The organism is Dactylosporangium sp. NPDC048998, assembly GCF_043197855.1.
GTDB lineage: Bacteria > Actinomycetota > Actinomycetes > Mycobacteriales > Micromonosporaceae > Dactylosporangium.
Genome location: NZ_JBICTV010000032.1, coordinates 19,534 through 42,739, shown reverse-complemented (window position 1 = coordinate 42,739; position 23,206 = coordinate 19,534). Strand labels below are relative to the sequence as shown.

At 71.8% G+C, this 23,206-nt stretch carries 25 protein-coding genes and 1 pseudogene; 14 read left to right on the top strand and 12 right to left on the bottom strand.

The window, feature by feature from the left end:
• Positions 1 to 137: 137 nt before the first annotated feature.
• Entirely contained in the window at positions 138 to 2,870 is a 2,733-nt protein-coding gene (locus ACGFI8_RS39670; protein WP_392812596.1) for a cellulose binding domain-containing protein, read from the bottom strand.
• 221 nt (positions 2,871 to 3,091) lie between these two features.
• Between ACGFI8_RS39670 and ACGFI8_RS39665 the strand changes: the two genes are divergently transcribed.
• The gene (locus ACGFI8_RS39665; RefSeq protein ID WP_392812594.1) at positions 3,092 to 4,141 is read left to right on the top strand and encodes a hypothetical protein; all 1,050 of its coding nucleotides are present in this window, start codon (positions 3,092 to 3,094) and stop codon (positions 4,139 to 4,141) included.
• Positions 4,142 to 4,212: 71 nt separating this feature from the next.
• Here ACGFI8_RS39665 and ACGFI8_RS39660 read toward each other — a convergent pair whose 3' ends face one another.
• Both ACGFI8_RS39660 and ACGFI8_RS39655 read right to left on the bottom strand, forming a co-directional pair.
• Positions 4,213 to 4,566: a DUF1304 domain-containing protein gene (locus ACGFI8_RS39660; protein ID WP_392812593.1), complete on the bottom strand. Its 354-nt coding sequence runs from the start codon at positions 4,564 to 4,566 to the stop codon at positions 4,213 to 4,215.
• Complete coding sequence (locus tag ACGFI8_RS39655; protein WP_392812592.1) at positions 4,563 to 5,207, bottom strand: zinc-binding dehydrogenase; 645 nt, start codon at positions 5,205 to 5,207, stop codon at positions 4,563 to 4,565. The genes ACGFI8_RS39660 and ACGFI8_RS39655 overlap by 4 nt, the downstream gene beginning before the upstream one ends.
• Here ACGFI8_RS39655 and ACGFI8_RS39650 point away from each other — a divergent pair.
• From ACGFI8_RS39650 to ACGFI8_RS39640, 3 genes and pseudogenes are all read left to right on the top strand, one after another.
• Positions 5,200 to 5,520, top strand: a complete 321-nt coding sequence (locus ACGFI8_RS39650; RefSeq protein ID WP_392812590.1) for a hypothetical protein — start codon at positions 5,200 to 5,202, stop codon at positions 5,518 to 5,520. The two genes, ACGFI8_RS39655 and ACGFI8_RS39650, sit on opposite strands and share 8 nt — an antisense overlap.
• Positions 5,447 to 5,704, top strand: a pseudogene (locus tag ACGFI8_RS39645) (hypothetical protein); the annotation flags it as partial. The gene ACGFI8_RS39650 and the pseudogene ACGFI8_RS39645, both read left to right, overlap by 74 nt.
• A 178-nt stretch (positions 5,705 to 5,882) precedes the next feature.
• The gene (locus tag ACGFI8_RS39640; protein ID WP_392812589.1) at positions 5,883 to 6,026 is read left to right on the top strand and encodes a hypothetical protein; all 144 of its coding nucleotides are present in this window, start codon (positions 5,883 to 5,885) and stop codon (positions 6,024 to 6,026) included.
• Between the two features lie 7 nt (positions 6,027 to 6,033).
• On the opposite strand, the gene ACGFI8_RS39635 is transcribed toward ACGFI8_RS39640, so the two are convergent.
• Complete coding sequence (locus ACGFI8_RS39635) at positions 6,034 to 6,237, bottom strand: hypothetical protein (protein WP_392812587.1); 204 nt, start codon at positions 6,235 to 6,237, stop codon at positions 6,034 to 6,036.
• 150 nt (positions 6,238 to 6,387) lie between these two features.
• Entirely contained in the window at positions 6,388 to 6,966 is a 579-nt protein-coding gene (locus ACGFI8_RS39630) for a TetR/AcrR family transcriptional regulator (RefSeq protein WP_392812677.1), read from the bottom strand.
• On the opposite strand from ACGFI8_RS39630, the gene ACGFI8_RS39625 reads away from it, so the two are divergent.
• Complete coding sequence (locus ACGFI8_RS39625; RefSeq protein ID WP_392812585.1) at positions 6,961 to 8,007, top strand: zinc-binding alcohol dehydrogenase family protein; 1,047 nt, start codon at positions 6,961 to 6,963, stop codon at positions 8,005 to 8,007. The two genes, ACGFI8_RS39630 and ACGFI8_RS39625, sit on opposite strands and share 6 nt — an antisense overlap.
• A gap of 34 nt (positions 8,008 to 8,041) precedes the next feature.
• Here ACGFI8_RS39625 and ACGFI8_RS39620 read toward each other — a convergent pair whose 3' ends face one another.
• Positions 8,042 to 8,980, bottom strand: a complete 939-nt coding sequence (locus ACGFI8_RS39620; protein WP_392812584.1) for a phosphatase PAP2 family protein — start codon at positions 8,978 to 8,980, stop codon at positions 8,042 to 8,044.
• Positions 8,981 to 9,066: 86 nt separating this feature from the next.
• On the opposite strand from ACGFI8_RS39620, the gene ACGFI8_RS39615 reads away from it, so the two are divergent.
• Together ACGFI8_RS39615 and ACGFI8_RS39610 are read left to right on the top strand one after the other, a co-directional pair.
• Positions 9,067 to 10,329: an MFS transporter gene (locus ACGFI8_RS39615; protein ID WP_392812583.1), complete on the top strand. Its 1,263-nt coding sequence runs from the start codon at positions 9,067 to 9,069 to the stop codon at positions 10,327 to 10,329.
• Positions 10,319 to 10,540 (top strand): hypothetical protein, encoded by a 222-nt coding sequence (locus ACGFI8_RS39610; protein WP_392812582.1) that lies wholly within the window; start codon positions 10,319 to 10,321, stop codon positions 10,538 to 10,540. Before ACGFI8_RS39615 ends, ACGFI8_RS39610 begins: the two co-directional genes overlap by 11 nt.
• 32 nt (positions 10,541 to 10,572) lie before the next feature.
• Here ACGFI8_RS39610 and ACGFI8_RS39605 read toward each other — a convergent pair whose 3' ends face one another.
• The 4 genes from ACGFI8_RS39605 to ACGFI8_RS39590 form a co-directional block, all read right to left on the bottom strand.
• Positions 10,573 to 10,905 carry a hypothetical protein gene (locus tag ACGFI8_RS39605; RefSeq protein WP_392812580.1) on the bottom strand — a complete coding sequence of 111 codons (333 nt, stop codon included), beginning with the start codon at positions 10,903 to 10,905 and terminating at the stop codon, positions 10,573 to 10,575.
• 47 nt (positions 10,906 to 10,952) lie between these two features.
• Entirely contained in the window at positions 10,953 to 11,639 is a 687-nt protein-coding gene (locus ACGFI8_RS39600) for a GNAT family N-acetyltransferase (RefSeq protein WP_392812578.1), read from the bottom strand.
• Positions 11,640 to 11,648: 9 nt separating this feature from the next.
• Positions 11,649 to 12,185, bottom strand: a complete 537-nt coding sequence (locus ACGFI8_RS39595) for a hypothetical protein (protein ID WP_392812576.1) — start codon at positions 12,183 to 12,185, stop codon at positions 11,649 to 11,651.
• 112 nt (positions 12,186 to 12,297) lie between these two features.
• On the bottom strand, positions 12,298 to 12,921 hold the full coding sequence (locus tag ACGFI8_RS39590) for a hypothetical protein (protein WP_392812675.1): 624 nt from the start codon (positions 12,919 to 12,921) through the stop codon (positions 12,298 to 12,300).
• Positions 12,922 to 12,944: 23 nt separating this feature from the next.
• On the opposite strand from ACGFI8_RS39590, the gene ACGFI8_RS39585 reads away from it, so the two are divergent.
• Together ACGFI8_RS39585 and serA are read left to right on the top strand one after the other, a co-directional pair.
• Positions 12,945 to 13,151 carry a hypothetical protein gene (locus ACGFI8_RS39585; protein ID WP_392812574.1) on the top strand — a complete coding sequence of 69 codons (207 nt, stop codon included), beginning with the start codon at positions 12,945 to 12,947 and terminating at the stop codon, positions 13,149 to 13,151.
• Positions 13,152 to 13,155: 4 nt separating this feature from the next.
• Complete coding sequence (gene serA / locus ACGFI8_RS39580; protein ID WP_392812573.1) at positions 13,156 to 14,382, top strand: phosphoglycerate dehydrogenase; 1,227 nt, start codon at positions 13,156 to 13,158, stop codon at positions 14,380 to 14,382.
• Positions 14,383 to 14,725: 343 nt separating this feature from the next.
• On the opposite strand, the gene ACGFI8_RS39575 is transcribed toward serA, so the two are convergent.
• Positions 14,726 to 16,330, bottom strand: a complete 1,605-nt coding sequence (locus ACGFI8_RS39575) for an alkaline phosphatase D family protein (protein ID WP_392812571.1) — start codon at positions 16,328 to 16,330, stop codon at positions 14,726 to 14,728.
• Between the two features lie 95 nt (positions 16,331 to 16,425).
• Between ACGFI8_RS39575 and ACGFI8_RS39570 the strand changes: the two genes are divergently transcribed.
• Together ACGFI8_RS39570 and ACGFI8_RS39565 are read left to right on the top strand one after the other, a co-directional pair.
• A complete protein-coding gene (locus ACGFI8_RS39570; protein ID WP_392812570.1) occupies positions 16,426 to 17,499 on the top strand; it encodes a hypothetical protein in 1,074 nt (357 codons plus the stop codon).
• Positions 17,500 to 17,520: 21 nt separating this feature from the next.
• Positions 17,521 to 18,417 (top strand): ribonuclease Z, encoded by an 897-nt coding sequence (locus ACGFI8_RS39565; protein ID WP_392812569.1) that lies wholly within the window; start codon positions 17,521 to 17,523, stop codon positions 18,415 to 18,417.
• Here the strand turns inward: ACGFI8_RS39565 and ACGFI8_RS39560 are convergent.
• Complete coding sequence (locus ACGFI8_RS39560) at positions 18,414 to 18,707, bottom strand: DUF4193 domain-containing protein (RefSeq protein WP_392812674.1); 294 nt, start codon at positions 18,705 to 18,707, stop codon at positions 18,414 to 18,416. The two genes, ACGFI8_RS39565 and ACGFI8_RS39560, sit on opposite strands and share 4 nt — an antisense overlap.
• A 343-nt stretch (positions 18,708 to 19,050) precedes the next feature.
• Between ACGFI8_RS39560 and ACGFI8_RS39555 the strand changes: the two genes are divergently transcribed.
• The 3 genes from ACGFI8_RS39555 to ACGFI8_RS39545 all read left to right on the top strand — a co-directional run bounded on the left by ACGFI8_RS39555 (position 19,051) and on the right by ACGFI8_RS39545 (position 23,015).
• On the top strand, positions 19,051 to 21,486 hold the full coding sequence (locus tag ACGFI8_RS39555) for an FAD-dependent oxidoreductase (protein WP_392812567.1): 2,436 nt from the start codon (positions 19,051 to 19,053) through the stop codon (positions 21,484 to 21,486).
• A 146-nt stretch (positions 21,487 to 21,632) separates the two neighbouring features.
• Positions 21,633 to 22,460, top strand: coding sequence for an ATP-grasp domain-containing protein (locus ACGFI8_RS39550; RefSeq protein ID WP_392812565.1), 828 nt, complete (start codon positions 21,633 to 21,635; stop codon positions 22,458 to 22,460).
• A gap of 18 nt (positions 22,461 to 22,478) precedes the next feature.
• Positions 22,479 to 23,015, top strand: coding sequence for a phosphoribosyltransferase family protein (locus ACGFI8_RS39545; protein WP_392812563.1), 537 nt, complete (start codon positions 22,479 to 22,481; stop codon positions 23,013 to 23,015).
• Positions 23,016 to 23,206: the final 191 nt, after the last annotated feature.

Here is a 23,206-nt window from a genome sequence, read left to right as displayed (position 1 = left end):
CGGCCGTGCGCGCGCAGGCTCAGCATGCCGGCAGCCTACCGAGGGGATCGGCACGGGTCCGCTGCCGGTCTGAGCGTCGACAGTGGTACGCGCCGGCCCCCGCGGTTGGCGTCGCGGGGGCCGGCGCGCCGGTGCCGTCAGCTCACGGAGCAGGCGGTGCCGTTGAGCGTGAACGCGGCCGGTTTCGCGTTCGTCGAGTCGTTCCAGCTGGAGAGGAAGCCGAACTCCACACTACCGCCGCTGGCGGCGATGGTCTTCGTGTAGTCGACGTGCGTGACGGTCACGTTCGCCCCGCTCTGCGTGTAGGCGCCGCCCCAGATCTGGTTGATGACCTGGCCGTTGGCGAACGTCCACTTGAGACTCCACCCGTCGATCGCGGTGGACGAGTTGTTCGTGATCTTCACGGCGCCCTGGAAGCCGCCACCCCACTGCCCGGTGACGCTGTACGCCACGTTGCACGCGCCGGCCGGCGCGGACGAGGACGCCGAGCGCGACGGCGAGGCCGAGGCGGACGGGGACGTCGACTTGGACGGCGAGGCCGAGGCGGACGGGGACGCCGACTTGGACGGCGAGGCCGACGCCGAGGCCGACGCCGACGGCGTGGCCGAGTAGGACGGCTGCGGGCCGGTCCGGTCGCCGTAGATGATGCCCCGGCCGTTGGTGCCGAGGTACACGCGGCCGAAGATGCGCGGGTCGCCGGTGATGGCGTCGCCGATGTTGCCGTACTGGTGCTGGTCGTCGTTGACGCGCAGCCAGGTCGCCCCGGCGTCGTCGGAGCGGAAGACGCCCTTCTTGCCGTCGACCTGGCCGACGAGGAAGACGGCCGGGTTGGTACGCCCGGGCGCGGCCTTGCCGAAGCCGACCGCGTTGGCCGCCTGCACCGTGGTGACCTTGGTGAACGAGGTGCCGCCGTTGGTCGAGCGCAGCAGGCCGCCGGTGTCGCCGGCCAGCCAGATCTCGCCCGTCGCCCCGGCCACGGCCTTGAACTTGGCGGTGGTGGGCAGGCCGGTCGCCGCGGTCGTGAAGCTGGCGCCGCCGTTGCGGCTGACGTAGAACGCCCCGTTGGCGTACCCGTAGAACGTGTTCGGGTCGACCCGGTCGGACTTGACGATCGCGTTCTGCGGGATGCCGGTCGACTGCGTCCAGCTGTTGCCGTAGCCGACGCTGTACACCACGGCGCTGTTCTTCGGCGCCCACAGGAACCGGGAGCCGTTGGCGTTGGCCGCGATGGTGCCGCCCTCGTTGATGCCGCCCGGCTCGGTGCCCTGGAACCAGTTCGCGCCGCCGTCGGTGGAGAACGCGGCGTGCATGTCGTTGGGGCGGTCGGACTTGGTGAAGTTGCCGGCGCGCACCATCACGCTCGGGTTGAGCTCGGCGTAGTCCAGGCTCGTGGTCGAGGTGAAGACGGGCGAGGTGAACATCATCGACGGTACGGCGTCCAGGTTGGTGTGGCGGAAGCCGCCGATGTCGCCGAGGCCGGAGATCAGCGGCGCGCCGGTCGGCGGGCTGATCAGGTCGAGCACGGCGGTCTCCTCCAGGCCCGGGGCCATCGGCTTGATCGTGATCTGGCCGCCGGTGTCCCACGTGGTCAGGTCGGTGCTGCCGTAGATGGTGGCGCCCGTGCCGTACATGAACCGGTTGGAGTTGAAGGGGTCGATCTCGAGCGACTCGTTCATCCAGCCGAGCTTCGGGGTGACCTCCGGCGGCTGGGGGTTGGCGCCGAAGCTCAGCCACGGCGAGCGGCTGACGTCCATCTTGTACCGGAAGCTGCGGTTGGGGTAGCTCGTCCAGTCCCAGATCCGGGTCCAGGTCGCGCCGGCGTCGGTGCTGCGCCAGAAGATGGCGTCGGGCCACCAGGACACCTGGGTGGCGACCATGATGGTGTTCGGGTGCTGCCGGTCGATGGTCAGGCCGCTGTAGCCGAAGTAGTCGTCGCTGCTGCTCGACGGGATCGGGCTGATCTGCGTCCAGGTGCCGGTCGCGGTGGCGTACTTCCACACGTCACCCTTGCCGCCGTCGTACGGGCCGCCGGTGTCGCTCGTGGCGAGGTACAGGTAGCCGCCGACGGTGTCCAGCACGCCCTTGTGGGCGATGTACCCCGTCGGCTGACCGGCCAGACGGGACCACGTGGTGCCGCCGTCGGTGCTGCGGTACACCGTGTTCTGCTTGTCGGCCACGCCGACGTAGATGGTCTGGGTCGTGTTGCCGGCCGTGCCGGTGCGCTTGTCGAACGTCACCCACACGACGCCCTGGTTGTCGGTCAGGTACCCGTTGGAGTCGTTCGGGTCCTGCACGTAGTTGCCCGCGTTCGGGAACGAGGTGACCTTCGCCCACGTCGCGCCGGAGTCGGTGCTGCGCCACAGGCCGTTGCCGCTCGGCGCGCCGAAGTACAGGATCGAGTTGCGGTTGGGGTCGATCGCCAGGCGCTCGCCCATGCCGCGCCCGGGCATGTTGCCGCCGATCTTGAACGGCAGCGGCGAGACCTGCCAGGTCGCGCCCTTGTCGGAGGAGCGCAGGATCGCGCCGTTGTTCGGGTCCCACGAGTTGGTGTACATGCCGACCGCGGCGTACACCTTGTTCGGGTCCACGGCGTCGGTGGCGAGGCTGGCGACGCCGTTGTAGCCCCAGTTGTCCTGGCCGACCCAGTCCAGCAGCGGGATCCAGCGGTTGGTGGCGGTGTCGAGGCGGTACGCCCCGCCGATGTCGGTGCGCGCGTAGACCAGGTTGGCCTGCGACTGGTTGAAGATGATGCCCGGCACGAAGCCGCCACCCTCGATCTGCACGTTCTTGAACGCGTACGGGTCGGCGGCAGCGGCCTCGGCGGGCCGCACGGCGGTCTGCACGGCGACGCCGATGGCCGCGACCGCCACGGCCGCCACGGCACAGGCGCCGAGTCTCGTCGATCTGCGACGCAAGGGGGGATGGGGTCTGTTTCGCATGCGCGGATCGTGTGAGCGTTCACGGTCCCGGGTCAATCTCGCCCCAGGCCAGAGGCTGGTCAAGCGCTTCGACAGTGTGAAACTCTCACGAAACACCCGGGCCCGGCGCGGCAGAGTTGGAAATGGTGTTCAACTCCGGCTAGGTTGCCCCGGTGAGGAAGGCCCGGCCGCTGATCGCCCTAGCCGTCGCGCTCGCCGCCGCCGGTTGGCTGCTGACCGCGGTCGGGTCGGCGCCCAGCACCCCGCCGTCGGCGACGCCGGCCGCCGCCACCGCCTCCCCGCCCGCGCCCGTCGTCTTCTCCGCGACGCTGCCCGACGGCGCCGAGTACACGCCGCTGTTCTACGCCGGCGCCACCACCTCCGTCGGCACGGCCCTCACGCCGGACGGCTCGGCGGACCGGCTCATCCTGCGCGACCGCGGCGGCGACCGCGAACTGCGCCGCGCCCCCAGGGACCGGTACGCCCAGTTCCTCGGCTTCACCGCGGCGGACGGCACACTCTACTGGGCCGAGTCGGCCGCCGACCCCGACGGCACCTACGAGACTCGCCTGTGGCGCGCGCCGCTGGACGGCTCCTCCCCGCCGGCGTCCCTCACCGCCGACACCGGCGCCGCGGTGTTCTTCGACTCCGAGTACGACCTCGTCGTCGCCGACGGCCGCCTCCACTGGGTCGCCGCTCCGCCCGACGACGGGGCCCGCACCGAGCTGCGCAGCGTCGCGCTCACCGGCGGCCGGGTCACCACGGCCTCGTTCGAGGGCCGGTTCCGGCACACCGCCTGGCCGTGGCTGCTCAGCGTCGACGACCAGGCCCCGCTCGTGCTCGCGAACCCGCAGACCGGCGAGCGGCGCACCGTCACCCGCGCCGCCGCCGAGACCGTCGTCTGCACCCCTGTGTGGTGCCGCTCCATGGTCCAGCTCGGCGACCGGCACATCTACGACGTCCTCCATCCTGACGGCACCGCCCGCCGTCGCGTCCCCGGCGACCTGACCGCCGTCACCATCGACAACGCGCTCGCCGGCCGCTACGAGATCTTCACCGAAGCCCAGGGTGCGACGGTCCGCCTGGTCGCCTACGACATCGACGCCGGCGTTATCCGCCTCCTCGGCACCGACATCGGCGTGACCACCGCCCGAGCCGGCGTCGTCTGGTGGGCCGACCGCCCCGCCAACCCCACGGCCTGGAAGTCACTCGATCTTCGTTAAACCCACCGCCTGGCGAACACCCAGCACTCGGCGAAGGCCGACGCCTGACCAGCGCACAACGCTCGGGTTTGTCAGCGGGCGATGAGGACGGCGGCGAGCGCGAGGGCGCCCGGTAGTGCCTGTATCAGGAGGATGCGACGGTTGGCGGTGGCCGCGCCGTACAGACCGGCCACGATGACGCAGATCAGAAAGAACACCTCGAACGCGATGTTCGACGCGACCAGCCCGTAGACGAGCCCGGCGGCGAGGAACCCGTTGTACAGGCCCTGGTTCGCCGCGAGCGCCTTGCTGGCGTTCGCGAACTCCTCCGTCGTGCCGAACGCCGCCCGCGTCCGTGGTGCCGTCCAGAGGAACATCTCCAGCACCAGGAAGTACAGATGCAGGGCGGCAACCAGGCCGACGAGGACCTCGGCGACGATATTCACGTGCGAGAGCGTACCCGCACCACCAGCTTCCCGGTCTTGTGCCGCGCGGCGAAGTCGGACAGTGCCCGCGCGGCGTCGTCGAACTCGTATCGCGCGGCGATCCGGGCCCGCAGGTCCCCAGCGACCGCGTCCGCCGCGACTTCGGCCATGCCGCCGAACCGTCCCTCCATATCGAGCACCAGCCGCACGTCGGCCTCGTCGTGGCGCTCCGGCGGCGGGAACGTGATCGTCAGCAGACGCCCTCCCGGCCGCACCGCCGCGACCAGCCGCTCGAGCCGGTCGCCGGGCAGCACCAGGTTGAGTGCCAGGTCGATGCCGTCGGGATAGTCGTCGTACCCGACGACCTCGGCGGCGCCGAGCGAGCGCACCAGGTCGGCGTCGGCCTCGCGCGCGGTCGCCACGACGTGGGCGCCAGCCCTGGCGAGGAGGGGCAGCACCGTAGTGCCGACTCCTCCTGTGGCGCCGACGACCAGGACCCTGGTTTCTGGCTTGACCTCGGCGGACGCCATGAGGGCCCGAGCCGTCAGCCCCACCGTGGGCAGGGCCGCCGCCTGCTCGACGTCGAGCGCGTCCGGCCTTCGTGCGAGGAACGGCGTGTCGGCCTCGAACACCGCGTATTCCGCGAGTGCGCCGGTGCTCAACGACGAGCTGCCCATGTGGCGGATCGCGCGGGGCGTGGCGAACCCGAATATCTCCTCCCCCACCGTTTCGAAGGTCCAGAACCGGCTGCAGGCGACCATCGACGCGCTGGTCGACCGCGCCCGCGACCAGGGCGCCGTCCGCGACGACATCACGGGCACGGACCTTTTCCTGCTCATGTGCGCGCCGAACTACGTCGCCGGCTACGCCTCGGGCGCCCCGCCCGACCTGTGGCGCCGCTATCTGGCGATCATCTTCGACGGCCTGCGGCCGCAGGGCGCCCACCCGCTCCCGCATCCGGCCCCGGACCGGTGACCTCGGCCCCCGACGAGCCCGTGCGCTGGCTGGACGCGCGGTTGTCCGAGGCCGGCCTGCGCCGCACCGGCGACGTCACAGCGCGGTCCACGCGCGGCGGGCCTGGTTCACCGAGGTGGCAGCCGCGCTCGGCGAGTCGGCGGTACCGGTCAGCCTCGACCACGCCGACCTGCACTCCGGCAACATCTTCGCCGACGGGGGCCGCTGCTACGACTGGGGCGACAGTGTGGTGGCCCACCCGTTCGGCTCGATGCTCGTCACGCTCCGTGGCATGAGCGACACGCGCCCCCCGCGACGCGTACCTCGAGGTCTTCACCGACCTCGCCCCGCGCGCCGAGCTGCTCGCCGACCTCCGCAACGCGATGATCACCGGCAACGTGATCCGCGCCCTGACCTGGCACCGCGCACTGTCTGCCGAGGGCTACGATCGGGCAGGCGAGTTCGCCACCGCTCCGGCGGTACACCTGAATCAGCTGCTGACCGCGCAACCGTGGTCCTGCCCGTGATCGCGGCTCAGGACTCCTCGTCGACCTGGGTGTTCTCGGAGTCGAGATCCTCGTGGTGCGCATGCCCGGTGACCCCGTCGACGACCGCGTCGATCGGTTGCGCGATGTAGTCGAACGCCGGCACCGCGATCTGCTCCGCCTCGTCCCGGATGGTCGCAAGATCGATGGCCTCGTCGACCCGCGGCACCCCGGTGTGATCCGTCTTCGCCATACCATTCAGATATCCGTCCCCGGACCGTGTCAAACGTTTCGCCTCACCCCGCCTGATCGCCTCACCCGCCGGTTCGCGCTACTCCCACTGGATCGTGTCCCGCTGGACGTGGGCACGCCCGCTTGATCGGCTGACCTCACCGAATCGTGCTCACTCCCACTTGATCGCGTCGAACGCGGCGGCGACGTTCGGCCAGAGGGCAGCCGGATCCCCACCAGCCAGCTCGCGGCCGGTGTAGTAGCACGCCAGCGCCAGCCGCGGCCCGAGCACGGCCGCCTCCGACGAGGCGCCACGCTCGGCGAGCATGTGCCGCATGCGCTCCGCGAACGCCCGGTGCTTGCGCGCGTTGCGGTCCTCGAGCTCCGGGTTCTCGGCGAGCAGGCGCTCTCGCCGCACGTAGAGCTCCGGGTCGCTCGTCACGGCTGCGCAGATCCGCTCCGCAACGGCCCGCAGCAACGCGATCGCGTCGCCGAAGGTTGGCTTCCCTTCGCCGCTCAGGCTCTCCGGCAGCACCAGACCGTCGAGCCAGTCCTGATCATTGGCGAATACGACTTCCTGCTTGTCACCGAAGTAGCGGAAGAAGGTCGTTCGGCCGACCTGGGCCCGCTCGGCGATATCGGCGACGGTCACGTCGGCGTAGCCGCGCTCCGCGAACAAATCGTACGCCGCCGCGACGATCTCCTCGCGCGCCCGTTGCTGCTTGCGTTCCCGCAGTGACGCTTCGTGCATAGCCACCACATCAGTCTAGCGTTCTTGAACCCAGTCCGATACGGTCCCCAGTACCAAATGGAACTCGATACCAATTCGGAGGCAGGAATGCGCGCGGTTCAGATCAGGGAGTTCGGCGGACCCGAGGTCGTCCAGGTGCGCGACCTCCCCGAGCCGGTCCCGGCAGCGGCCGAGCTGCTGGTGGAGGTGGCCCGCTGCGGCGTCAACTTCGCCGACTCGCTGCTGAGGGAGAACGGCTACATCGCCTCGGCGACGCTGCCGATCATCCCGGGCGGCGAGGTCGTCGGCCGGACACCTGATGGCCGACGGGTCGCCGCGATGATCCAGAACGGTGGATACGCGGAGAAGGCCGTCGTCCCGGAAGCGCACGCGTTCCCGGTGCCGGACGAGCTCGACGACGTCGAGGCGGTCGCATTGCTCGCCCAGGGCCTGACAGCGTGGTGGTTGGTCAACCGCACCGCCCGGATCCAGCCCGGCGAGAGTGTCGTCGTCCACGCGGCGGCGGGCGGCGTCGGCTCCCTGGCGCTACAGCTGGCGAGGCTGCGCGGCGCCGAACGGGTCATCGCCGTGGCGAGCACACCGGAGAAGCGCGACGTGGCGCTGTCGCTCGGCGCCGACAACACGATCGATCCGGCGGCCGACGACCTCACAGCCGAGCTGTGCGCCGCCAACGACGGCGCGCAGGTCGACGTGGTCCTGGAGATGACCGGCGGTCGCGTGACCGACCAGAGCCTGGCCGCGCTCGCTCCGTTCGGCAGGCTCGCGTTGTACGGCATGGCGAGCCGCATCGAACCGGAGAAGGTCTCGCTCCGCGCACTGCAACGCCGTTCGGCAACGATCAGCGGCTTCTGGCTCATGCACGCCTTCACCCGCCCGGAGATCCTCGAAAAGGCCTACGCCGAACTGGCCGCGCTGGTGACCGCCGGCGACCTCCGAGTGATACACGGCGGCGACTACCCGATGTCCGAAGTCCGCCGCGCACATGAGGACCTCCGCAACCGCCAGTCCATCGGCAAGCTCGTCATCGACCCCGCGAGGTGATGACGACCACTGAGCTTGATCTTTCAGCGCGGGGTCAGGCCGGGAGGATCGCCTGCGTGGTCGGCTCGTCGTCCTCGTCTGGCTCGGGGTCGGCGGGTGGGACGAGACGTGGGACGACGCGGTGGACCGTCAGCAGGACCGCGGCCACCACCAAGGCGGTGATGCCGGCTATGCCGAGGGCGCCGCCCGCATACGCGACGAAGAGGCGGCGGCGGCTCAGGTCGTCGACGGAGCGCGTGATGACGTCGTCGGTGAGGTGCATGCAGAGGGCGGCGCCGGCCAGCAGGACCAGGGAGACCAAGGTCAGGAAGACGGTGGTGTAGGTGCTCGGCGCACCGTAGCTCACGCCGCCATGGCGGCGCTGGGCGATCACGATGAAGAGGCTCGCGACCGCGGCCCAGGCGCCGACGATGAGCAGCGCGGCGACAGCGTCGCTGGGGCGGTGCCATCCCGCGGAGAGGGTGGCCACGCCGGCCAGGGCGGCGAAGACGGTGCCCAGGAAGGCGGCCGGGCCGCGGGCCTTCGCGGGCAGGACCAGGACCAGGGCCACGGCCACCGAGGCGGCGATGGTGGTGTGGCCGCTCGGCAGGCTGTTGCCGGCCGCGGCGCGCTCCGGGTCGACGCCCAGCTCGGGGCGGTAGATGAGTGCCTTGAGCACCTGCGTGGTCACGTTCGCGCCGCCGATGAGCAGGACCGCGCCGACGGCCAGGGCGACCCGGCGGCGGGCCAGGGCGATGAAGCCGATCGCGATCGTGGCGGCGGTCAGCGACACAATGGAGATGCCGTTGAGGGTGTTGTGCACCAGGGTCTCGACGCGGGACCGGCCGATGCTGTTGCCGGTGATCGCGACGTAGTCCAGCAGTTGGCCGTGCTCGGTGCCGACGAAGAACCGCCAGACCGCAACGGCACCGGCCGCCTCCAGGGCGGCCACGAAGAGAAGCCACAATGCCAGCCCGACGGGCCACCCACGCATGGCAGGCAACATAACCCAAGGCCGCGAATTGCGCTCATCGCGATATTTCTTGTCTTCGTGGTACGGCGTGAGATCGGGTAGCAGCCATGCTCTCCACGCCATATCGGCCGGTTCTGCGCCACCCGCTCTTGCGTCGCGTCCTGCCGGGGCTGGCGGTCTCCGCGCTCGGCGACGGCATGTCCATCGTCGCGATCTCGTGGCTGGCGCTGCAGCTGGCGCCGGACGGCGCGCGCGGCGCGTGGGTGGCGGCCGCCGTCGCCGCGTACTCGCTGCCCTCGGCCCTCGGCGGCGTGCTGCTCCGGCGTTACCTGCGCGGCCGGAGCGGGGCGCAGCTGGCCGGCTGGAACGCGACCCTGCGGGGGGCGGCGCTGGGCGCGATCGTGGTCGCGTACGGAGCCGGGGTGCTGCACACCTGGCTCTACGTCGCACTGCTGGCGGTGTCCTCGCTGCTGGCGGCGTGGGGCTCGGCGGGGCGGTACACGCTCGTCGCCGAGCTGCTGCCGCGCGAGCACCACCTGGCCGCCAACGGGGTGCTCACCGCGATCGGCGAGTTCGCCACGATCGTCGGGCCGCCGCTGGCCGGGCTGCTCATCGGCTGGACGAACGCGGCGGTGGTGATCGCGCTGGACGCGGCGAGCTTCGCGGTGCTCGCCGCGACCTACCGGCTGGCCATGCCAAGAACCCAGCCAACCAGTCAGCCAGCAGATCCCGATACAAGCGAAAAGATCGGGCACACGACCGACCCGAGCGGCAGCGAAGCGAACGGCCGAACCCAACGAGGGCTCCTCGCGCTGTCGTTCGGGTTCTTCCTGCTCTTCGGCCCGTTCTACGCGGCGATGCCGATCCACATCGCCGACGAGCTGCACGCCCCGGCCACCCTCCTCGGGGTCTACTACACCGCGTTCGGCATCGGCGCCGTGGTCGGCGGCCTGGGCAGCGCGTTCCTGCGCCGCCTGCCCCTGTGGCCGGCGATGACCGGCATCGTGGTCGCGTTCGGCGCCGCGATGCTCCCGCTGGGGCTGGGCGCCCCCGCCGTCGTCTCGCTGCCGGCGTTCGCGGTGGCGGGCCTGTGCTGGGCGCCGTACCTGTCTACGGTGATGGCCCTGTTCCAGCGCACCACCCCGCCGGACCGGCTGCCCCAGGTGCTGGCCGCGTTCGGCTCCATCACGGTGATCGCGGTGCCGCTCGGCACCGCGATCGGCGGGCCGCTCGTGACCGCGTTCGGCGCGGGGCGCACGCTGCTGCTGAGCGCCATCGCCATGATGGTGCTCGGGGTGATCGCGGCATCTGGCATGATTCTCCAGCCAACCGGGAAAGTGCGGGAGGAACCACACCCAGATGGGTACTAACAGAGCCATGGTGCTCGTGGGCTACACCGTCGAGGCGACCGACGGCGAGGTCGGCGCGATCGACCGCAGGACGTACGACGGCCGGCAGGTGCTGGTCGCCGGCGACGACGGCGCGCTGCTCAAGGTCGACGTGAACACGGTCGAGCGCATCGACCACCGCGACCATCGGGTGTACCTGGCGGTCAGCCGGCGAGAGCTACGGACCCGCTGACACGGCCGCGTGGGGGGCAACGGGCGGCATCCTCAGTAGGTCGCGAGGTCCAGCAGCGGCTCGCGCTCGACGGTCTCGAGGATCTCGAGCACGACCTGCTCGGCGTCGAACGGCAGCGGCAGGTCCCCGACGAGGAACTCCCGGGTCAGGTTCACGAAGCACAGCGCGCGCCCGCACAGCGGCTCGATGCCGATCTCGGTGAACGCGGCGATGAGCACCCGGCTCGTGGCGTACGCGCCGCGAGGCTGCATCGAGCCGGGCCGGGCGAAGTCGCCGCGGAAGAGCAGCTCGTACCCGTGGACGTCGCCGTCCCGGTCGAAGATCGGCTGGCGGCCGACGTGCACTGCGCCGGAAGGGGGGAACATATCGCCTCTTCGACTCCGGCACCCCGGATCTGCGGATTTCCGCGCCCTCAGGCGTTTCCCGCGAGGGCGTGGACCTTCCAGCCGAGATCGGGGAAGCCGGACGCGACGGCCACGTGGGCGCTCGCGGTGTTCGCCGGGTCGTGCAGATATATCGGTACCGCACCGGCGCCCACGATCCGCCGGGCCGCCCGGGCCACCAGCCGCCGGGCCAGCCCCTGCCCGCGGGCCCGCTCCTCGGTGCCGACGGAGATCTCGATCCCGGTCGCGTCGTGCGGCTTGAGCCCGACGCCGGCCAGGTACTCCCCCGTGCCCGGCTCCCGCGCGACGAGCACCTCGCCGGGGAACGGCCGCAGCCAGTCGGGCAGGCCGGGCCGGTCCGGCAGCCCGTCCGACGGCTCCCACTCCCCCGCGTCCGGCAGGTCCGAAGGCGCCTCGCTCCAGCGGAACACACCGGTGAAGAAGTGCTGCTCGGGCCGGCCGACGAGGGCGGCCAGCGCCGCGCCGAGCACCGCCTCCAGCTCGTCCGGGGCGGTTTCGGCGACGAGCCGCGCGACCGCGTCACGGGCGGCGGGTGGCACGGACAGCACGCCGTTGCCGGCCGCGTCGGTCACGCCGAGCGCCCGCTGCTCCCCGCCGTCCCACCGTGGCTTCTCCCGCAGCGGGCTGCCGACGACGACGAGGCCCCCCGGGGACGGCCAGCTTCCGAGCCAGACACGAAGGAACCGATCGAGCACTCGTGCATCCTAGGGTCGGGCTCGGTACTGGACGTTCATGACCTCGGCGACGCGCTTGGTCCAGTCGGCCGGGCCGTCCACGGCCCAGTTCTCGCCCAGGGCCATGAACAGCGGTTCGCGGATGCCGGCCAGGGCGACCCACTGGGCCTCGACCTCGCTGTGCACGGCGTACACCCCGACGTCGACCTGCTGCCCGGCGGCGACGCAGCGGCCCCGGCCGACGGCGTCGCGGGCGTCGTCGACGGCCTCGTAGTCGTCGCAGGCCAGGCCGCGCCGGTCGAGGTACTCCACCAGCGCCTGCGGCGAGGCGAACCGCCGCGGCGGCGTCTCGGCCGCGGGGTCGGGGTCCCGGCCGATCCGCCCGAGGAGGACCGCGAGCACGGCCCCGGCGATGACGACCCCGGCCGCGAGGCCCGCGATGAGGGCCACGGGCGGGCGGTGCACCGGGTGGAGCCGCGGCGGCGGGGGCGGCAGGGGCTGCGTGGCTTCGGGGTCGGACACTGGCGGATCCAGGTGGTCGAGGGGCTGGTGGGGCTGCTCGGTCACGCGAGAAAGCTACCCCGGTCCGTTCGCAGACTGCGCACGTCCGAACGGCCAGAGTTGCTCAACGACCTATGGGCATCGGCACACCCCGGCCCCGGCGAGCCCCGGTGCGGGCTCATGCGGCGGGCAGCGACACGGCGATCTCCTCGCCGAGGGTGGCCCCGCCGAGCAGTCGCAGGTCGTCGCCGCTCCAGAACTTGCCGGGGTCGTACCAGTTAGCCCGCTTGTCCTTGGCGAGCAGGCCCATGTCCTCGTACGTCACCGCGACCACCTCGGCGCAGTAGGCAGTCTCCAGGGAGCCGGAGGTCGGCTCGCGCAGGTGCGGCAGGCGACCCTTGAACCAGCGGCCGGCCAGCCGGGCGGTGGACGGGAACGGGGTGCCGTCCAGGCGGGCGATCGTGCGCAGGACCGCGTCCTCCATCGCCGGGCCGACCTCCGGGAACAGCTGGCGCAGCCAGGCGCGCTGGCCGTAGCGGCGGCCCCAGACCAGCACCGCGTCGCGCAGGTCGTGCAGCTGGACGCCGCGCTGGTGGGTGCCCGTCCACATGTCCGGCAGCGACCGCCCGAGCTCGGCGTGCCACATGAGCGGCGGCATGTCGTCGAGGACGACGGACATGCCGACGTGGTTGACCGGGCTGTTGGTCAGGGTCTGGATGGCGCGGTCGGCGGTCGTGCGGCCGCGGAACACCCACAGGTCACCCGTGCGCGCCATCCGCACGGCCTCGTCGAGATCGACCATCACCGGTACTACCCTAGGGCCTCATGCGCATCAAGTGGTGGAAGGTCGTGGGGCTGGCCGGTGTCGTCGGCGTGGCGGCCACGGGCGTGCTGGTCGCGCGGGCGGAGCGGCGGCGGCGGGCGTACACGCCCGAGGAGGTCCGCGAACGGCTGCGTCAGCGGCATGCGGTCGCACAGGACGGGACGAGTCGCGGCTCACGTACCAGTGACACGGGGGGTCACATAGGGTAGGTGTGTGCAGCCACAGACTTCCCAGGCCGACCCGGTTCGGGTCCTGTTCCTCGAAAACATCCACCCGATCGCGGTCGAGCGGATGCGCTCCGAGGGATACGAGGTGGACAGCGTCGGTCGCGCGCTCGACGAGGACGAGCTGATCGCGAGGCTCGATGGGGTACACCTGCTGGGCATCCGGTCCAAGACCCAGGTCACCGCCAACGTCCTGGCCTCCGCGCCGCAGCTGCGCGCCATCGGCGCGTTCTGCATCGGCACCGACCAGATCGACCTGCGCAGCGCGGCGGAGTCCGGCATCGCCGTGTTCAACGCGCCGTTCTCCAACACCCGCAGCGTGGTGGAGCTGGCGATCGCCGAGATCATCGCGCTCACGCGGCGGCTGACCGAGAAGAACGCCGACATGCACAACGGCGTGTGGAACAAGGACGCCGAGGGCTCCCACGAGATCCGCGGCCGGTCGATCGGCATCGTCGGCTACGGCAACATCGGCACGCAGCTGTCGGTCCTCTCCGAGAATCTCGGCCTGCGGGTGTACTTCTACGACACCTCGGAGAAGCTCGCGCTGGGCAACGCCGTGCGCTGCAACTCCCTCGACGAGCTGCTCGAGGTCGCCGACATCGTCACGCTGCACGTGGACGGGCGGCCGGGCAACAGCGGGTTCTTCGGCGAGGAGCAGTTCGCGAGGATGCGCCCGCGCAGCATCTTCCTCAACCTCAGCCGCGGCTTCGTCATCGACCACGACGCGCTGCGCCGCCACCTCGACAACGGGCACCTCGCCGGCGCCGCCGTGGACGTGTTCCCGAAGGAGCCGAAGGCGAAGGGCGACGAGTTCGTGTCGGCCCTGCGCGGCCTGCCCAACGTGATCCTCACCCCGCACATCGGCGGGTCGACCGAGGAGGCGCAGTCCGACATCGGCTCGTTCGTCGCCGAGAAGCTGCACAAGTACGTCTCGGAGGGCTCCACGACGCTCAGCGTCAACCTGCCCTCGCTCAACCTGCAGCAGGCCCCGGACACGCACCGCATCGCGCTGCTGCACCACAACGTCCCTGGCGTGCTCGCCGACGTCAACAGCATCTTCGCCGGCCACAAGGTCAACGTGGAGGGCCAGATCCTGGCCACCCGCGGCGAGTTCGGCTATCTGCTGACCGACATCGCCATCGACTACCCGCAGGAGATCCTCGCCCAGCTGGCCGGCATGGCCACCACGGTCCAGCTGCGCGTACTGTCCTGACACTCTGCTGAAGCCGCCGGCCGCGCCACGCGCGGCCGGCGGTTGCTCGTTTCATCCGGCGTTCAGCGCCGCCCGACCCCCCTCCCGGAGTAATTCACAGTCTTCGATCAGCGGTAACGCCGCCGTCCCATGTCGTTCACAACCGAACGACAGCGTGCTCCCAACGGATCGAGAGGAGACACGCATGTCGATGGTTCGGGCCCGTCGACCTGGCAGCCGCCCCTGGCCTCGTACCGGTGCACCTACGCGAAGATGTGGATCACCGTGAAGTACACCTGGAGCCTGAAACTGCAGTCGTCGGAGAAGTCGGCGCTGCAGACGATGTTGAACTCGTGCTGAGGCTTCAACTCCTGCTGATGCTGCTGGTGCCCGCCTCCACGACGTAGGACGCGCTCGTCGACACCGGGGCCGTTCGCGTGGCGATGGTGTCGACGGTGCGCGCGTCGGTGCGCCACGCGTCCTTGCCGACCTCGCAGCGCAGGTACCCGCGCCGCGAGCCGTCGAAGTACTTCACGTGCGGGTTGAGCACCGGGTTGACCGCCTTCAGCGGCGCGTCGAACGCGATCGGGAAGTCCGAGCTGACCGACGTGGCGGTGAACTCGACCGCCACGGAGGGCTGCTCGGGCCGGTCGAAGTCCAGCTTCAGCTCGCTGAACCAGCTCGAGTGGATGTCGCCGGCGAGGACCACCGGGTTGGCCACCCGGGCGTCGGCGAGGTGCTGCAGCAGCCGGGTGCGCTGCGGCGCGTAGCCGTCCCACTGGTCGAGGTTGGCCAGCACCGGCGGGACGCCACCGGTCGGGTTGGGCAGCTTGGTCCGGCTCATCATGACCTGCTGGGCGATGACGTTCCAGCGGGCCGGCGAGCGGTCCAGGCCGTCGAGCAGCCAGCGCTCCTGGTCCGCGCCGGTCAGCGTGCCGCCGGTGTTCGCGGTGCCGGCCTCGGGCAGGCCGAAGTCGCCGGGGAAGCCGCCCGGCTGGTCGGTGCGGTACTGCCGGGTGTCGAGCACGTTGACGCGGGCCAGCCGGCCGAAGTCGAACCGGCGGAAGATGCGCAGGTCCGGGCTGCCCGGCCGCAGGTTCGCGCGGATTGGCATGTGCTCGTAGTACGCCTGGTAGGCCGCCGCCCGCTGGCGCGCGAACTGCTCCGGCGACTGGTGCTGCGCGCCGGTGTCGTCGATCTCGTCGATCAGGCCGGCGTAGTTGTTCTCGGTCTCGTGGTCGTCCCAGGTGACCACCCACGGGAAGGCGGCATGCGCGGCCCGCAGCGCCGGGTCGCCCTTGTACTGCGCGTGCCGCGCCCGGTAGTCGTCCAGCGTCTGCAGCTGGTCGAGCCCGGGCGTGCGCGGGGTGGTGTGGTTGCGGTCGGCGTAGGCGCTGTGCGGGTCGTACTCGTAGATGTAGTCGCCGAGGTGCAGGACCACGTCGAGGTCCTCGGCGGCCAGGCCGGTGTAGGCGGGCCAGTAGCCGTTCTGGAAGTCCTGGCAGTTGACGATGCCGAAGCGCAGCCGGCCGCCGTCGAGCCACGGCGGCGGCGCGGTCTTCGTGCGCCCCACGGGGCTGAGCTCGCCGAGGGCGCGGAAGCGATAGTGGTACTCGTGGCCGGGCAACAGCCCGCGCACGTCGGCGTGGACCGAGTGGCCCAGCTGCGGCCAGGCCGTGGCGTGCCCGGAGCGGACCACCCGGCGGAACCGCTCGTCGAGGGCGACCTGCCACTCGACCCCGACCGGCCGAGCCGGCAGCGGCCCGGACGCGCGCAGCAGGCGGGTCCACAGGATGACGCCGTCGGGCAGCGGGTCGCCGCTGGCGACCCCGAGCGCGAACGGTCCGTCGTGGTCGTGGTGGTCGCCGCGGAGGGGCTCGGCGACGGAGGGATCGGCCGCGGTCAGCGGAAGGACGATGGCGCCGGTCGTGACCGCCGCCCCGGTGAGCAACTGGCGTCGGGTGAGCATGAGGGTGACTCTCGTGGCGCCGGCTGTCGCGGTGCGTAACGGCGGGCGAACATCAGGCACGCGAGGGACATACGGGCCATCGTTAGGATCATCATATGACCTCACCGCTGGCCGGGCCGGTGGAGGCCCTGTTCGAGGCCGTACGGTCGGGCGGTCCGGACGACTTCCGCGCCGCGCTGGAGGGCATCATGCGCGGCACCCGGGAGGCCGGGCCGGCGGACGTCCAGGCTGCGCTCGTGCGGCTGGAGCCGATGCTGGCGCGGCTGCCGCTGGGCATGGGCCCCGACCTGGCGCAGATCGCCGGGGCCATGGTCGACTTCGGCGCCGACCCGGGCGTGGTGCTGCCGACGCTGGTCGAGCGGGCGGCCGGGGCGATGGAGCAGGCGGCGCGCTTCGCCCAGCTCTTCAGGGCGGTCGCGGGCGGCCTGCCGGACCCCGGCGATCTCGGGCAGGTGGCGGCGGCGCGGGCCCGGTTCGTCGCCACCGCCCCCGGGCGCGGCATGGCCGAGGAGGAGGCCGAGGCGCTGGTCCAGGCCTGGTTCTGCGGCGACGCCTGGGTGCAGCCCGTGCTGTACCTCAACCAGCGCCGCGACGTGCGCGCCGCCCTCCCGCAGCGCGAGCGGCTGCTGGCGGCGGCCGGGCCGGCGAGCGAACTGCTCGGCAACGCCGCCTGGCTCGAGGGGCTGCTGCTGGTGCTCGACGACGAGCCGCTCGTGGTGCTCGACCGCGGCTTCGCCGGCACCGGCCGGGGCTTCCGGGTGACGATCGGCGGCATCGGCGACAACTTCCAGCTCCACACGCTGCTCGCCGCCGCGCTGATCGGCGACGACACGGCGGCGCACAGGCTGCCCGGGCGGCGCCCCACCGAGACCGAGATCGCCGCCGCCACCGACGGCGAGGAGCTCATGCCGCAGGGCGGCATCCAGGGCAACTGGAACCTCGTCGACGCCCGCGGCGAGTGGATCTGGAACGAGGGCCGCCCGGCCGACATCCCGCACCTCGACGGCGTGCGGGTGGTCGTGCTCGATCCCGAGCCGTACCCGCGCCACTGGACCTCCGGCCGCCCCTACCCGCTCATGGCACCGCAACTGCGCGTCGACGAGGTGCTCCCGCCGGCGGAGTCGGCGGCCTGGCTCGCCCGATGCGAAACCCCCGCGCGGGCCGAGTAGCCCGGCGGTACAGTCCCCGGGGTGTCGCCTCGAGAGCTCGTCGTGCTGGGCACCGCCAGCCAGGTGCCGACCCGGTCGCGCAACCACAACGGGTACTTCCTGTCGTGGGACGGCGAGGGCATCCTCTTCGACCCCGGCGACGGCACGCAGCGGCAGATGGTCCACGCCGGGGTCGCGGCCAGTGACGTCACCCGGATCTGCATCACGCACTTCCACGGCGACCACTGCCTGGGCCTGCCGGGCGTGATCCAGCGGATCTCCCTGGACTCCTCACCGCACGACGTGCAGGCCTACTTCCCGGCCGGCGGCGAGGAGTACTTCGACCGCCTCCGCAACGCGGCGCCCTTCTACGACTGCGCGACGATCACCAAGAACCCCGTCGAAGCGGATGGGACGATCGCGCAGACCCCGAAGTTCCGGATCGAGGCGCACCGGCTCGACCACGGCATGGAGACCTACGGCTATCGGCTCGTCGAGCGCGACGGCCGGCGCATGCTGCCCGACCGGCTGCGCGAGCGCGGCATCGCCGGCCCCGACGTGGCCGCGCTGCAGCGCGCCGGGGAGCTGAAGGGGGTGCGGCTGGAGGAGGTGAGCGAACCGCGCAGGGGACAGCGGTTCGCGTTCGTGATGGACACGCGGCTCTGCGACGGCGTCGGGCGGCTGGCCGAAGGAGCCGACGTGCTCGTGATCGAGTCCACGTACCTCGCCGAGGACGAGGAACTGGCCGTCGCGCACGGGCACCTCACCGCCGGGCAGGCGGCGCGGGTGGCCGCGGAATGCGGCGTGGGCACGCTCGTGCTCACCCACTTCTCGCAGCGCTACGACGACCCGTCGCGCTTCCGGCGGGAGGCGGAAGCGGTCTTCGACGGCGAGGTTGTCGTGGCCGAGGACCTGACCAGGGTCAAGATCCGCGGCTAGTCACATTCGGTGCAGATCGGCGCGCCGTTGCGCTCCCTGGCCAGCTGGCTGCGGTGGTGCACGAGGAAGCAGCTGGAACAGCGGAACTCATCGCCGCGCATGGGGACGACAGGGACGGTCAGTTCTTCGTCGGGCAGCTCCGCGCCCGGTAGCTCGAAGCCCGCCTCGCTGTCGTCGACGTCGACCGATGCCGACTGGCCACTGGCCCGGCGGGCGGTGAGCTCCTCGAGGCTGTCCTCGGCGAGGTCGCTCCCGACCGGGTGGCGTGGCGCGTCGTAGTCGGTGCTGATGGCCATGGCGTTCACCCTCTCTTGGTGACTTGGTTGTGTAACGAACGCCGCCGGCCTCGGATGTGTTCCCGGCCGACATGAATGAATGCGGGTGTGTCCCGGCTCACGCCGGCTCACGCGAATCCGGCCCGATTCGGTCCACTGTGGACATATCAACAGCGGCAGCGCCAACGAGGCTACCTCGCCGGGTCGCCCATGCGCGGACTTTTGCCATTCTCAGCGGAGATGTTCCCGAATCACTCGCAACGCCGCAGGTCAGCCGTCGGCCGGCACGGCCAGGTGGCCGATCGGGGGAACGCGGCGGTGGCGGTCGCCCGGCGCCGGGCGCACTACAGTGCTCCGCATGAAGCTCCCCGAACGGGCCCGCGTCGTGGTGGTGGGCGGCGGCGTCATCGGCACCTCCGTCGCGTACCACCTGGCGAAGATGGGCGTATCCGACGTACTGCTGCTGGAGCGGGACCGGCTCACGGCCGGGACCACGTGGCACGCGGCCGGGTTGATCGTCACGTTCGGCTCGCTGTCGGAGACGTCGACCCGGCTGCGCCAGTACACCCGCGACCTGTACGCCGGCCTGGAGGCCGAGACCGGCCTGTCGACCGGCCTGCGGCAGTGCGGCTTCATCGAGCTGGCCGCCGACGAGGGGCGCCTGGAGGAGTACCGCCGGGTGGCCGCGTTCAACCGGCACCTCGGCGTCGACGTGCACGAGATCTCCCCGGCCGAGGTGCGCGACCTGTTCCCCCTGGCCCGCACCGACGACGTGCTGGCCGGCTTCTACGTCGCCGAGGACGGGCGGGCCAACCCCGTGGACGTGACGATGTCGCTGGCCAAGGGGGCCCGGCTGCGCGGCGTCGAGATCCTCGAGGGCGTACCCGTGACCGGCACCCTGCGCCGCGGGGACACGGTCACCGGCGTGCGCACGCCGTTCGGCGACGTCGAGGCGGAGGTCGTCGTCAACTGCGCCGGCATGTGGGCCCGCCAGCTGGGCGAGGAGGCCGGGGTCAGCATCCCGCTGCAGGCCGCCGAGCACTACTACCTCATCACCGAGCCGATCGACGGGGTGAGCGCCGACCTGCCGGTGCTGGAGGATCCCGGCGCCTACGGGTACTTCCGCGAGGAGACCGGCGGCCTGATGGTCGGGCTGTTCGAGGGCGCGGCGGCGCCGTGGAGCGTCGAGCGGGTGCCCGACGGCTTCTCCTTCGGCACGCTCCCGCCCGACTGGGACCGCATGGCGCCCTACCTGGAGGCGGCGATGGCCCGCATCCCGGTGACCGCGACCGCCGGCGTGCGCACCTTCTTCTGCGGGCCGGAGAGCTTCACCCCCGACCTGGCGCCGATCTTCGGGGAGTCGCCGGAGCTGCGCAACTACTTCGTCGCGGCGGGCATGAACTCGATCGGCATCCTGACCGGGGGCGGGATCGGCCGGGCCCTCGCCGCGTGGATCGCCGAGGGGCGGCCCGACGTCGACGTGACCGGGATGCACATCGACCGGCTGCAGCCGTACCAGCGCAACCGGGACTACCGCGCCGCGCGAACCGTCGAGGCGCTCGGGCAGGTCTACGCCGCGCACTACCCGAACAAGGCCCTCACCTCGGCCCGGGACGCGCGACGCTCGCCGCTGCACGATCGCCTGGAGCCGCTGCGGCCGTACCGGCGGGACGTGTCGGGCTGGGAAATGCCCGATTTCTACGACTTTTCCGGAAATGTCGCGCTTTCATGGGGAAAGCCGGACTGGTTCGGCACCTGGGCGGCGGAGCACCGGGCGGCCCGCGAGGACGCGATCCTCATGGACATGTCGTTCATGGCCAAGTTCCTGGTCCAGGGGCGCGAGGCCGGGGCGGCGCTGGAGGAGCTGTCGGCCAACCGGGTGTGCAACCCGGGGCGGGTCACCTACACCCAGTGGCTCAACGAGGGCGGCACGATCGAGGCCGACCTGACCGTCACCCAGCTCGACGAGGACCGGTTCTGGGTCGTCGCCTCCGACACCGCGCACCGGCACGTGCTGACCCGGCTGCGCCGGCACCTCGCCCCGCAACGCCACGCCTTCGTCACCGACGTCACCTCCGGCTGGGCGCAGATCAACCTCCAGGGCCCGCGGTCGCGGGCGGTGCTGTCGGCCGCGGCCGGGGCCGAGATCACGCTGCCGTTCCGCGGCGCCGCGGAGATCGAGATCGGCTACGCCCGGGCGCTGTGCCTGCGCATCACGTACGTCGGCGAGCTGGGCTACGAGCTCTACGTCCCCGCCGACCAGGCCGTGCACGTGTACGACCGCCTCGTCGCCGCCGGTGCGCGGACCCTTGAGCACGGGCTGCGCCACGCCGGGCTCAAGGCCCTCGCCAGCCTGCGCATGGAGAAGGGGTACCGCGACTACGGCCACGACATCGACAACACCGACGACGTCCTCGAGGCCGGGCTGGGCTTCGCCGTCGCGCTGGACAAGGAGCACTTCATCGGCCGCGAGGCGGTGCTGGCCCGCCGCGCCCGCGGCCCGCTGACCCGGCGGCTGGTCCAGGTGCTGGTCACCGACCCGAAGGCGCTGATGTTCCACGGCGAGGTCGTGCGCCGCGACGGCCGGGACGTGGGGTACGTCCGGGCCGCCTCCTACGGGCACACGCTCGGCGGCGCGGTCGGCCTGGCCATGCTCGACGCCGGCGCCGACCCGCTCGACCAGGCCTGGCTGGACGCCGGCGAGCTGACCGTGGAGATCGCCGGGGCCACGTACCCGGCGCGCGCCTCCCTGCGCCCCCTGTACGACCCGACCGGCGAGCGCGTGCGGCTTTGACCACGCGTTTGTGGGGTGGAGATGCACAAGGAGGCCGCCGAAACGCATGATCACGGAGACTTGCCGGCGGACCGCCACCGCCGGCCGATGTGCCGTCTGTGGGCTCCGCCACCGACACTGACGAAGCTCGCTGGCAGGATATGAGGGTGCGTCAGTTCCGGACCCTGGCATTGCGCGTGCGCTCCCCCGAGGCGAGCGCGGCGCTGACGCACGCCGCCCAGCGCATCGGGCTGCCGGTGGTGCAGCTGCCGGGCGACCCGGCCGAGGTGACCGGGCTGCACTCCGCCGACCTCGTGGCCTGGCGGGCCGCCGGCGGATACCTCACCACGCTCATCGCGGGCGGCGCCGACGTCTGCCTCTACGGCGCGTCCCCGTCGTGGTTCGCCGCCCTGCCCAAGGACGTCACCGGCCGCGACATCCGGCTCGTCACCGTCGGCGAGGCGCCGGACGTCGTCGGGCCGCGCCCGGCGGTGGCCAAGCTCGCCGACGAGAAGCATCCCGCGTTCTCCGCCGCCTGGGTGCGCAACGCCGACGACCTGCGCAACCGGCTGCGCACCGCCCGGCTGCCCGCGGACAGCACGCTGATCATCATGGATCACTGGCTCGACCTCGCCTCGGAGTATCGCGTGTTCACCATCGGGCGGCAGCCGGTGGCGTGGTCGCCCTACCTGGTGGAGGGCGAGGAGTGGAGCCCCTCGCTGCGCATGCATCGCGCGTCGTGGCACGACGAGGCGGCGGCCTTCGTCGCGCTGATGCTCGCCGACCTGCCGGCCGAGGACGTGCCCCCGACGGCCGTGATCGATGTGGGGCGCACCGACTCGGGGCAGTTCGCGGTGCTCGAGGTCAACAACGTGTGGAGCTCCGGGCTGTACAGCTGCGACCCCGACGGCGTGCTGCGCGCCGTGCTCGCGGCCAACGACCCCGACTGCGACCCGCGCTGGCGCTGGCAGCCCGCCCCGGCGCTCGGCGCCTGAGCTGGGTGCCTGAGCGCGGTGCCAAGCCTGCTCGCCCGGCTCCGCATCGGGTTTCACTGGCGGGGCGGCCCCGACGTGGCCTTCGCCGACATCACCGAGTGGTGGCGCGACCCGGCGGTGCTGCGCGACCTGCCGCCAGCCGTCGCCGGCCTGGTCGGCGGCGAGCCGACGGTGGTGCTCGGCCCCGCCTCCCGCGGCACGCTGCTCGGCGCGCTCGTCGCCGCCCATCTGGGCGTGGGCCTGGTGGAGGTACGCAAGAACGACCGCGTGGCGACGCACTCGGCGTTCTACGCGTCGCGCCGGCTCCCGGCGACCTACCACGAGGGCGGCGCGCTGCTGAGCTTCCGCCGCGCCCTGGTCCGCCCGGGCGACCGCGTCCTGTGCGTCGACGACTGGGTGGAGAGCGGCGCGCAGGCCCTGGCGATCCGGGAGATGGTCGCCGAGATCGGGGCCGCCTGGCTGGGCCTGGCCTGCGTCGTCGACGACCTCGGCGACCGCGCGCAAATTCGCCGGGACCTGGGCGTGCGCGCCCTGCTGACCGCCGACGAACTCTAGACGACTGAACCGGGTAACCCCGGTGGCCTGGGCCGGGATCGGAGTTCTTGACTGCCCTCTGCTCGGCTCGTATCGTCGGCTCCAATTAACCGCTTAACACCCCAGGTCCGTGGAAGTTTCAGATCCGCCTTCGGGCTGATCAGCACGGGCGATCGCGGTTCGTTGACGCATGCACGGTGCTGACTACGTTG